At 36.0% G+C, this 12304-nt stretch carries 7 protein-coding genes; all 7 read right to left on the bottom strand.

The features are described 5' to 3' along the window. Window positions 1-54: 54 nt before the first annotated feature. A complete protein-coding gene (locus tag BUB25_RS03480; protein WP_072940040.1) occupies window positions 55-1875 on the bottom strand; it encodes a TonB-dependent receptor plug domain-containing protein in 1821 nt (606 codons plus the stop codon). Between the two features lie 65 nt (window positions 1876-1940). Then, complete coding sequence (locus BUB25_RS03485) at window positions 1941-2222, bottom strand: F0F1 ATP synthase subunit delta/epsilon (protein ID WP_072940043.1); 282 nt, start codon at window positions 2220-2222, stop codon at window positions 1941-1943. Between the two features lie 73 nt (window positions 2223-2295). After that, window positions 2296-3807: a F0F1 ATP synthase subunit beta gene (atpD, locus tag BUB25_RS03490; RefSeq protein ID WP_072940046.1), complete on the bottom strand. Its 1512-nt coding sequence runs from the start codon at window positions 3805-3807 to the stop codon at window positions 2296-2298. 249 nt (window positions 3808-4056) lie between these two features. Next, window positions 4057-5577, bottom strand: coding sequence for an SGNH/GDSL hydrolase family protein (locus BUB25_RS03495; RefSeq protein ID WP_072940049.1), 1521 nt, complete (start codon window positions 5575-5577; stop codon window positions 4057-4059). 33 nt (window positions 5578-5610) lie between these two features. After that, window positions 5611-8508 carry a TonB-dependent receptor domain-containing protein gene (locus tag BUB25_RS03500; protein ID WP_072940053.1) on the bottom strand — a complete coding sequence of 966 codons (2898 nt, stop codon included), beginning with the start codon at window positions 8506-8508 and terminating at the stop codon, window positions 5611-5613. Window positions 8509-8799: 291 nt separating this feature from the next. Beyond that, window positions 8800-10647 carry a glutamine--fructose-6-phosphate transaminase (isomerizing) gene (gene glmS / locus BUB25_RS03505; protein ID WP_072940056.1) on the bottom strand — a complete coding sequence of 616 codons (1848 nt, stop codon included), beginning with the start codon at window positions 10645-10647 and terminating at the stop codon, window positions 8800-8802. Between the two features lie 7 nt (window positions 10648-10654). Beyond that, window positions 10655-12286, bottom strand: coding sequence for a BamH family beta-barrel-assembly machinery protein (locus BUB25_RS03510; protein ID WP_072940060.1), 1632 nt, complete (start codon window positions 12284-12286; stop codon window positions 10655-10657). Window positions 12287-12304: the final 18 nt, after the last annotated feature.

The raw sequence follows: 12304 nt of genomic DNA on the forward strand, positions 1-12304 counted from the left end.
AAATATAAAAAAGTCTGACAATAATATGGGATTTCACATTTAGATTGTCATTATCTATCTGAAATTATATCGCATTCCAAACAATAAATTACCTTTTGGCATGGGAACCAAATTTGTCTCTGTATATTCCGTATTGAAAATATTGTTAGCAAATAAAGAAAACTCAAAAGCGTATACACTATAAGAAGCCGCAAGATCTACAAGCGAATACGGGTTTCCACTGGTTCGTTCCGCATAACGATACGAAATAGTATTGGTGAAGTTTTTAAAAAACTGCATATTGTAACTTCCCACAAACTGATGCTTCAATGAATTCAAAGAATACTGTGAGAAATTATAGGCACTTTGCTTCACATCATTCTCTATAAAAGAATAAGCAAACTGTATCTTCTGAGTAAATGAATTAAGATCAAACTTATAAAGCAGTTGGGTTTCGAAGCCTTTGGTAGTAACATCTTGAATATTTTGAGCTTGCCAAGGATCCGTAATCTGCATTTTTACATAATCAATCAAATGATTCGAATTGCGATTAAATACCGCCGCAGAAACATTAAAACTTGAGCTATTCCATTTCAAACCAATTTCTTGCGAAAACGCTTTTTCCGGCTCTAAGTTTGAATTACCTATAGTATTTGGTGATTCATAATTTAAATCGGTAAAAGTTGGAATTCTATAGGTATAACCCACATTACCATAAACCCTAAGATCATCAAGCAATTGATAGCCAATATCCACACCCGGAAAAGCAAAAAATTTGAAGTCAGAAAAATAAGTTACCGCTACTCCGGGAGTAACATCAAACTTGTTATTGAACAATCCCAAACGATGCTCTAAAAACAAAGTACTTACAAAACGATTGTTATCCCCTAGATTGTTACTGGAAAGAAACACCTTAGCAGTTTCTACACCAAAGCCCGTAACGCCGATATTGGATGTATATGATCCATTTAATTCCGCAGCAATTTTGTTTGAAATATGCAAATTTCTGTAAACAGACGGATTGTTTCTAATGTAAATATATTCATCTTCATTACGTCTCCAATACACCTTTGGTTTCCAGGTAAAATTACCTTTATTAATAACCGTCGAAAAACCAACTAAACTAGCCTTAGTCCTTTCATACTGATTAATAGCTGCTGGCGAAGAATAAAAACCATTTGCCCCAAAGTTTCTTTCCGAAAGAGAAATCAACATCGCTATTGGCAATTCATTTTTATTAAAAGTACTCTTCAATACAAAATTCTGATTGTCAAAATCTGTATTATAGCGATAGCCATTAGAAGTGTTTTTTGAAAAATGTAAAATATGACTGCTTTCATTCAAACTAACTCCTGCTGTAACGGCAGCACTAATCTGACTATAAGAACCCGCCTGAATACCTAATGAAGCGTCATTATCAAGCGAATCTTTTGTAATGATATTCACAGCTCCGGTAAAAGCATTTTGACCAAATACACGAGCCGCTGGCCCTTTTATAATTTCAATCCTCTTAATAACTTCAATCGGCAAAGCTAAATTCATCGTATGGTGCCCCGTTTGAGCATCATCTACCTTAATCCCGTCTATAAGTAGCAGCGTTTGATCAAAACTTCCGCCACGTATGTATAAATCAGCCTGCATTCCGCCAGTACCGCGACGTCTTATATCTATACCGGCTATTTGCTGTAAAGCGTCGGCAACATTAGACACTCCGGATTTTTTTATATCATCGGCAGTAATCAACTGAATTGTTCTGGAATTCTCTTTGAAAGGCAAATCAATCCTACCGGATGAAATAACCACTTCTTGTAACGAATCTATCTTTATGCGATTTTGAGCTAAACTAACCGTATAGCTTAAACCCAAAACAAATACTAAAAAAACACTTTTCTTCATATCAGAATAATTAAAAAAAAAGTCACACATTGCTGTGTGACTCTTGGTTTTTATTTTGAATTGCCTTAGTCCGCTAAAACAATCACTTTATTATCTTTCATTTCAATAGTCCCTGAAGAAATAGCTAGAGTATAGTTCTGATCGTTAACTTTCGAGAACAATGCAGCTGTTTCTTTACTGAACTTAAAACTTGCTGCCGTAATACTTACAATTCCTTTTTGAAGCAATGAAACTATAGGCGCGTGATTATTCAAGATTTGAAAAGCTCCATCTACTCCAGGTACAGATACAGATGTTATTTCTCCTTTGAACAAAGATGCTTCCGGTGATACTATTTCTAAAATCATTTTTATTTATTTTAAATTTTAAATTTCAGATTTTAAATTAATTTATAATTCAAAATTCAACATTTAAAATAGATTAAGCTTCTGCTAACATTTTTTCTCCAGCTTCGATAGCTTCTTCGATAGTTCCTTTAAGGTTGAAAGCTGATTCTGGCAAGTGATCTAATTCACCGTCAATAATCATGTTAAATCCTTTGATGGTATCTTTAATATCAACTAAAACTCCTTTCAAACCTGTAAATTGCTCAGCAACGTGGAACGGCTGAGACAAGAAACGTTGTACACGACGTGCTCTGGAAACTGATAATTTATCTTCTTCAGACAATTCTTCCATACCTAGAATCGCAATAATATCTTGCAATTGTTTGTATTTCTGAAGAATTTCTTTTACTCTTTGTGCACAGTTATAATGCTCATCTCCTAAGATATGTGGAGTCAAAATTCTTGATGTAGAATCCAAAGGATCTACCGCTGGGTAAATACCTAGCTCAGCAATTTTACGAGACAATACTGTTGTTGCATCAAGGTGAGCAAATGTTGTAGCCGGAGCCGGGTCAGTTAAGTCATCCGCAGGAACGTAAACCGCTTGTACAGATGTAATAGAACCTTTGTTTGTAGAGGTGATACGTTCTTGCATCGCTCCCATTTCAGTAGCCAATGTTGGTTGGTAACCTACCGCAGATGGCATACGACCTAAAAGTGCCGAAACCTCAGAACCTGCTTGTGTAAAACGGAAGATATTATCCACAAAGAACAATACATCTTTCCCTTGATCAGAACCAGCTCCATCACGGAAATATTCTGCAATAGATAATCCTGAAAGTGCTACACGAGCACGAGCTCCTGGTGGCTCATTCATTTGACCGAAAACGAAAGTAGCTTTAGACTCTCTCATTCCTGGCATATCTACTTTTGACAAATCCCATCCTCCATTTTCCATAGAGTGCATGAATTCATCACCGTATTTTATAATTCCTGACTCTAACATCTCACGAAGCAAGTCATTTCCTTCACGTGTTCTTTCTCCTACTCCTGCGAATACTGAAAGTCCACCGTGACCTTTTGCGATATTATTGATCAACTCCTGAATCAATACTGTTTTACCAACACCAGCACCACCGAACAATCCAATTTTCCCTCCTTTTGAGTAAGGCTCAATCAAATCGATTACTTTAATACCTGTGAATAAAACTTCAGATGAAGTTGACAGATCTTCGAATTTTGGAGCCTGACGGTGAATTGACATTCCGTTTTCTCCTGTTTTTGGCAAGTTTCCTAAACCATCAATTGCATCTCCAATAACATTGAATAAACGTCCATAAACATCTGCACCAACTGGCATTTGAATTGGATTTCCAGTTCCAACTACTTCATAACCTCTACTCAAACCATCTGTTGAGTCCATCGAAATGGTACGAACGGTGTTTTCACCAATGTGAGATTGCACTTCAAGTACTAACAAAGTACCGTCTTTTTTTGTGATTTCTAATGAATCATAAATTTTTGGAAGTTCAACATCTTTACCGTTGAAAACTACATCAACTACTGGACCAATGATTTGGGCAACTTTTCCTATTACTTTTGACATTACTTATGTATTTATTAAATAGCTATTTAGGTTTATGAAATAAAATCAATCGAAACATATCGATTAGACGCTTTTTTCAGAGTGCAAAGATAATTTTTAAAAATAATAAATCAATAATTTTTAAATAAAATAAATGAAAAATTAAAGTATTATTCAAAAACACAAAACAAACCCAATAAAGCGATGAAAAAACAAAAACCATTCGACTCTCGCCGAACGGTTTTTATTTCCTATAACAAGATGCTTAAATTAAAGCGAACTTGGAAATAATATTCTATAATCCCCTAAGTCAACTCCTTTTAAATTTGAACCATAAGTCATATTAATTGCCTCTATAAATTTATTGGCAATTAAAGCATATCCTCTTGGACTAGGATGAACCCCATCCAAAGAAAACCCGCCCCCCGTTACAAAAACATTAGTAACCGTAAAACCATTTGAAGTGATTCCCCCGTTTACCAGTTTATCCATAATCGCTTTAGTGTCTACAAATGCCAATCCTTTGCTATCTGCCGCTGCTTTAATAGTTAAATTATAAGCATCTGTAGCAGTTTTAACCTGCATTGTTTCGTCAGCAGTTAAAACATGACCGTCTTGTAAAGGGTAGGTAATTCCAAATTTATTGATTGTCGAAGGCGCACCCGGAACGGTAGAACCTATAACACTACTAGTAGTAAGCAACACATAATCTCCCACAGTAGCTTGTCTGGCCTGGCCAAAAATTGAAGCAAATACCGCAGCATTTGTTTCAGCATTAGGATCGCCCTGTTGAGCAAAATAACCTTTTAAGACAGGAATCATCTGAGGCGCTTTATCAACCAAACTCTCATCTTTTATCAACAAAGGGTTAGCTGCAGTTGCCGAAAGCAAACCTATTCTTCCTGCATCAGCCGAACCCAAAGCGGTTCTTAAAAGAGTATATAAACCATTAATCTGAGCAACACCTGCTGCACCGCCCAAAGCCGTAGGCGATAAAGGACTTGTTGGAACAGTAGTAAAATAAGGCAATGTATTTATATAAGGCAAATTAGCCACAACCCCTTTTGCCCCTTTAGCCGTAAGACCAGTTACCAGTGTAGTAAAAGCACCTGCAAAAACATTAGGATCCGTTATATCATTAGTACCATAAGTAGCCGGATTAGTATTCCCAGTGCGGTTCACCCCAATACCTCCAGAGGTAGCATAAGTCAACACATCATTACCTCCTATCCACAAAGAAAAGAAAGTCGCTTCCTGATTAGTCGCATCAGCCAAAACTGTAGCGGTAGCACTTGAAGCAAATCGTCCAAAATAGGGATTTAAAGTTCCATAACCCGGAGTAACAAGATGAAAACTCTTAGCACCTGGCAATCCCATATTATTAAAAGAACCCGTTAAGTGAGTCGTTATTTCGGTTGTTGGCTTTCCTGAAACAGTCACAGGCCCAGTTCCATTAAAGTACAATCGCGGAGAAGCCGCCACATTACCCATAAACAAAAAACCTCCAATATTATCGGCCATAAACGGAGTTGTAAAAGCTCCGCCGCCCACTAATGCAAATTGTTGCGCCATAACATTCGGATAAGCCCCTTCTTGTCCTTTCTTGAATAAAGCACCATCGCTATAGCCCGCAGCAAAGGAATCACCTAAAGCCACGTATTTAGAAAAATTAGCAGTACCCGCCGAAAGCACTAAACCGTCTGATGAATTTGGATCTACTACAACTTCATCATTATTACAGGCTACAAAGGTTAAAGAAACCAAAAGCAACCATTTGATATTTTTTATCATATTGTTAATATTATATGTTACTAATAAAATAAATTACGGATTGATTGTCCAAGAAGCAAAATATTGCTGCCCTATTAAACCAGCCCCCAAAACCTGAGTATATTCTTTACCTCCAATATTTGCCGCACCAATTTTTAATGTTGATTTCAGTTTAGGAATATTGTAATTAATTTGAGCATCAATTACTGTAGCGGCATCAATCATTCCATCAACCATTGTAGATTGCCATAAATACTCACTGTTCCATCTTCCGCTTACGTTAAACCCAAAGTTCTTGAACAGTTTTTCGTTTCCAAACGATGCTTTCGCTCTATGTTTTGGCGTATTAAAACCCGCTTCGAAACTAGGATCTTTAGCTTGATCAAACTTGAATTCGGCATAATTATAATTCACACCCACCTCAAAATCTCTATATACTTTTTTAGAAAGACCCAATCCAAAACCAAGGGACTTAATCTCTACATCTGTATTTGTATACAATTGATAAACCCTGTAATCCCCCCCTTTAAGAGCAGCTAAAGTCTGAAACCCTAGATCCGCAGGATTAACAGTCGGATTCGGTGAATCCTGTGTCTTACCGTAATAAGGAGTTACAACATTTAAATTCCCAATAAAATGATTATAGATATTATAATATCCATTAATATCTATAGACACATCTTTCACAAAAGAGCGATAACCTAACTCAAATGCCTTCACACTTTCAGGCTTTACATAATCTACATTAGTTTTTCTCAATAATGAAGCATTTCCAGTGGCAGTAAACTGTCCTACAGATGTCGCCGTATAAGAGTTATTGTATGCATTCAAACCACTTAAAACAACAGTGTTAGACCCTAAAACACTTTGTCCAAAAGCAGATATTGTACCGCTACCATCAATATTATTTCCTCTTACTTCAGAAAATCTAGTTAAATTATCCGGAGCCGAACCCAGCAATAATGCGCTTCCAACATTAAAACCTATGTATTGATCCTGCGTAGATGGATTTCTGAAACCGGTTTGAAAAGACCCTCTAAAATTATGCCTTCTACTCTGACCCCCTGAGTACACCAGAGAAACTCTTGGAGAAACATTACCATCGAAATTTTTTGATTTATCATAACGAATAGACCCTGTGAACTTCAATCTGTCGTCTACAAACTTTTTGGTCAACTGCGTGTAAGCTCCATATTCGTTGTAGTAAATTGGCCCATCGGCATCCGTATAAATTCTACCATAAGAATTCAGTTGATATTGTCTGTATGACCCTCCTAGTTGAATCTCGGCAAATTTTATAATATCTTTAAAGTTATAATTCGCATCTGAATGGTATATCTTCGAATTGTCTACCAATTTTGAACCTGAAAGCACACTCGCTTCATTTATTACTTTATTAAAAGCCGCTTTAAAATCAGATGTGCCAGGTAAAAACCTAGGCTTTCCAGCTGCTGGTGATAATGGAACATCTCCCGGAATAATATTATAATCTGAATAATTTCTAGCAATAAAATGTGCTTCTGTAGGGTTTTTACCAACTAAAGTAGATTGAACATAAGCATTCGCATATTGCCCAAACCACGTTTTATCATCTTTCCATTGTCTGTTCACATTAATCCCCGTAAAAAGCATGTCGTAGGAATCCCCTCCATCCTCATTAGTAGTATAACCTCTTACAAAAAAGTTTTTTCCTTTTATTTCTAATTTATGTTGTTGCATAAAAAAGTTATTCAAATAATACCTATTCGCCCCTTGGTAAACAGCATTTCCAAAACCAAATTTACTCTGCCAAATCACTTCTAAATTTTCACTACCAAAAGGCCTGTAATGAAGTGAAAAGTCAATTTTAGTATTACTTGCTTTATTATCTGTAAGGTCTGTTTCATTATAACCCGTTCTACTTACATTATAATTAGGAAGAATTCCATCAAAAGCAGCAAACTGAGAAGGTGTTATCACGCCTGCAGCTAACAATCCATCAGCAACGGCGTTTAGATTTGTAGAAACCTCATCTCCATAAACATTAATTCCATCATAATTAAAATGAGTTCTATCCCTACCCACATTGGTTTTATCATCATAGTTTGTCGCATACCAATCTGTCCCTTTCATATAAGTAAAATTGACTTTACCTGCTAATTTTGGACTGAAAGCATGTGCCATTCTTACACCATAATCCACATAATCATTTGTACCGGCAGCCTTTTGAACCGTCTGTCCATATTTAGCGTAAGCAGTAATTCCCTGACTTGTAAACGGGCTTTTACTATTCATGAATAGAATACCATTGAAAGCATTCGCCCCGTAAAGAGCAGAAGACGCGCCCGGCAACAACTCCACACTTTGAACATCAATTTCAGAAATACCAATCATATTTCCCAACACAAAATTCAACAATGGAGAAGAGTTATCCATCCCGTCTACCAATTGCATAAAACGCGTATTGGCTACCGTAGCAAAACCACGAGTATTGATGGATTTAAAAGACAAACTACTAGTATTCATTTGAACTTCTTTTAAGTTTTCTAAACCATCATAAAAACTTGGAGAGGCATTCTTTTTGATATCAGCAATTCCCATACGCTCAATAGTAACAGGAGATTCTAAAACTCGCTCTGGCGTTCTTGAAGCCGAAACTACTATTTCATCAAGTAATGTTTCCTCATCGCTTAGAACAATATTTACTTTCTGATTACTGGATGTAATATTGATTTTCTTCGAAACAAAACCAACACATGAAATTTCAATGACAAAAGGAGGTTTCATCGAGGAAGTCAAAGTAAACTTTCCGTCAGCGTCCGTTATTGCAGTAGCGGCAGTCACTCCAGCAATTTTAATATTAGCTCCAAAAACAGCCTGATTGCCACTATCTACAACCGAACCCGAAATCGAACTCTGAGCAAAACTTATGCTACAAAAAAACAAAGACAAAAAAAGCAAATAAATTCTCATGTGGTTAAATTTTATTGATTTACACCACCAAAATACAATTATTTTCGATATCAATAAAAAAACACAAAAAAAATTTAATTATCATCAGCTTTATTGAATTATTTTAACTTATTATTTATTTTGTATTATTGAATATATCCTTAAAAAGTTGTTAAAAAAATTAATATATATTATGCATACATATAATTTTCATGAGAAAAAAGAGATATATCGTAAAAATATGTTTTTTCGATTATTTCCATAAAAAAAGCGAGGCATAGCCTCGCTTTTCATTATTTATCTCAAAATCACTTATTCAACAGTAACCGACTTTGCTAAGTTACGCGGTTGATCTACATTACAACCTCTCATAACAGCAATATGATATGACAGCAATTGCAATGGAATCGTAGTAATCAACGGAGACAAGGCATCCGAAGTTTCCGGAATTTCAATAACATAATCCGCTAATTCACGAACCTGCATATCTCCTTTGGTAACCACAGCAATAATTCGCCCACTTCGAGATTTTATTTCCTGAATATTACTCACTATCTTATCATAATGCCCCTGTTTTGGCGCAATAATAATTACCGGCATTTGATCATCTATCAAAGCAATTGGACCATGCTTCATTTCTGCTGCCGGATATCCTTCTGCATGAATATAAGAGATCTCTTTTAACTTCAAAGCACCTTCAAGAGCCACCGGGAAATTATATCCTCTACCCAAATACAAACAATTTGGCGCATCTTTAAAAGTAGCTGCAATTTCTTTGGCTCGCTCATTGGTTTCCAAAGCCTCTTTTACCTTTTCAGGAATCAATTCAAGTTCTTGCAAATACCTATGGAAATCCGAATGAGACAAAGTCCCTTTGGCTTTTGCCAAACGCAATGCAATCATCGTCAATACTGTAATTTGAGTTGTGAAGGCTTTCGTAGAAGCAACCCCAATCTCAGGACCAGCATGCGTATATGCTCCCGCATGAGTTTCTCTAGAAATAGATGAACCCACGACATTACAAACACCAAAAACAAAAGCTCCGTTTTCTTTGGCTAACTTAATAGCAGCCATTGTATCTGCTGTTTCGCCAGACTGAGATATCGCAATCACAACGTCTTTACTGTTTATAATAGGATTTCTATATCTAAACTCCGAAGCATATTCTACTTCAACAGATATACGTGCAAACTCTTCAAATATATATTCCGCAACTAAACCGGCATGCCAAGACGTACCACAAGCAACTATAATAATTCGATCTGCATTAAGGAATTTTTCCAAATTATCCTCAACTCCAGCCATTTGAATAATTCCTTCATTAGCATGAAGTCTACCTCTATATGTATCTTTTATTACATTAGGTTGCTCATAAATCTCTTTTAACATAAAGTGATCGTAACCTCCTTTTTCAATCTGCTCCAAATTCATTTGAAGTTCCTGAATATAAGGATCAACCAAAGAATCATCTTTGATTTTTCTTACCTTCATCGCTTTATGTAATCTGACATTAGCCATCTCGCCGTCTTCTAAATAAACAGCATTAGACGTATATTCAATAAATGGAGAAGCATCAGAAGCAATAAAATATTCTCCCTCACCAATTCCAATTGCCAACGGACTTCCTAAACGAGCCGCCACAATTTCATCTGGATTTTTTTTGTCAAAAACAGCAATCGCATAAGCTCCTACTACTTGGTTAAGGGCAATTTGTACCGCCTTACCCAATTTTATATTTTCTTTCTTCTGTATCTCTTCGATAAGATTAACTAATACTTCCGTATCTGTATCTGATTGAAAAACATAACCTCTCTTGATTAGTTCTTCTTTCAGCGGCGCATAGTTTTCAATTATTCCGTTATGAATAATTACCAATTCACCAGAATTAGAAACATGTGGGTGGGAATTCACATCATTAGGCACTCCATGAGTAGCCCAACGCGTATGTCCGATTCCGATATTTCCATTAGTAGTAATTTCTTTAGCTGCTTTAGCTTCCAAATCCACAACCTTACCTTTGGTCTTACAAAGCTTTACGTCTTCACCATCATATATCATGACACCAGCACTATCGTAGCCTCTATATTCCAGTCTTTTTAATCCTTTTATTACAATAGGATAAGCCTCTCGGTGGCCTATATATCCAACAATTCCGCACATATATTAGTTAATTAGATTTCGTATAATACATTTCAAATTTCAGTCTTTTGGCATCCGGAACAGACTGCTTATTACTTCCATGAAGCACTGTTCCTAAAGGACTCATAACAGCAGACCTTGGTACCGCCAACAACGGAGAAGCAGCGTTCTTTAACTTATAGAAATTAACATCCGTAACATCCTCTGTAACTACAAGACCTAACTTTACATTTTTAGCTGTCTTATCTTTAATAAGATTTCTGACATGATTAGTAATTCTGATCTTATAAACTCCGTCCCCTGCCTTTGTGTTATCTAATAAGCCTCCAAATACAACTTGACCATTCTTGCTATTTGAACCTGTAGTCGCATCTGCATAAAAATCAACCAAAGGAGTATTATTGTCCAAATCATATAAGTAAACTCGCATTGGTTCCTTACTTTTTGACATTATCTCGTCAATATGAAAAACAAGATTAGCTTCATTGATCAACTTTCTGGTGCCTGATTGAGGATTACGCAAATCATCTAGCTCATCCGAAATACCATTAGGTCCGGTTAAATTCCCATTAGCATCATAGCCTTTCACATCTGTTTTGTTAAAAAGTTCAATAACAGCCATTGCTCCATCTCCACCTTTCAAATACAATGTCTTATCCCCATTTACATCATCTCCTTTATTTGGCGCAGCACCATAATCAACCCCATTAACAGTAAAATCATTACTCAACAAGCTCACCGTATTTCCGGTCATGTTAATAACGATTTCCTTTTCAACTTTGGTCGCGTCAGTATCTGAAGTATCTTCTTTGTACTTAATGGTAATTTTTCCTTTTTTAAAGTCCAGCATAGCTAAAGCTCCCGCATTACTACCTGACTTCTCTACTTTAAAATATAAACCTCTAAAATAATCTTTAAAAACTTCATTTGTAGCAAGCTTTCCTGAAGTTGCTGCATCTATTATTTTGGTTTTAAAAAAATTAGCGTTAAGATTCAAACGCATTCCAGGTGCAGTTCTGTTCACCGTTTCCTTACCATCAACCGTTGTAGTCACCTTATACTCAGCCGGACTGAAGAAAAATGCATTATTTTGAGCATCATCTGCAGCATCATTTAAAAGAACAGTCCCTTTCAAATTATCAAAATCAGTGTTTTGATCCGTGAAATACTTCTGAGCGTCTTGAAACCCTCCTACAGGATCCAAATTTCTCATAAAATATTTTGACTCATACACACTTAACTTAATCTTAGCATCCGCAGGTCCATAAATTGAATCCAATTCATAAACATGATCTCCTTTCTCATCAGTAGATTTCAAAGTACTGAAATAAGGAATCGTCAAAACAACACTTTCAATAACGGGATTCTTACCAATTGTTGGACTTAACGCCTCTAAAGTAAGCTGAGTAGCAAAATTAGCAGTAGTGGTTCCAAAATTAGCATTATCATAAATTCCCAAAGCATTAATGGGTAAATTATTTGATTGTACTGCTCCCGTTTTCTGACTGTAAGCCAAGACATCGTAAAATTCCTTATTCAGGTCAAAATGATTCTCGCCTAATAAATCACCACCAACTGAATTATAATCTTTATCACAGGAATATAAAAAAAGAACGCTCGCAACTATTAGAATTTTATTGATAAAAGAATTATTGCACATACTTAAAATAAAAGTTTA

Source organism: Flavobacterium granuli, from assembly GCF_900129705.1.
GTDB lineage: Bacteria > Bacteroidota > Bacteroidia > Flavobacteriales > Flavobacteriaceae > Flavobacterium > Flavobacterium granuli.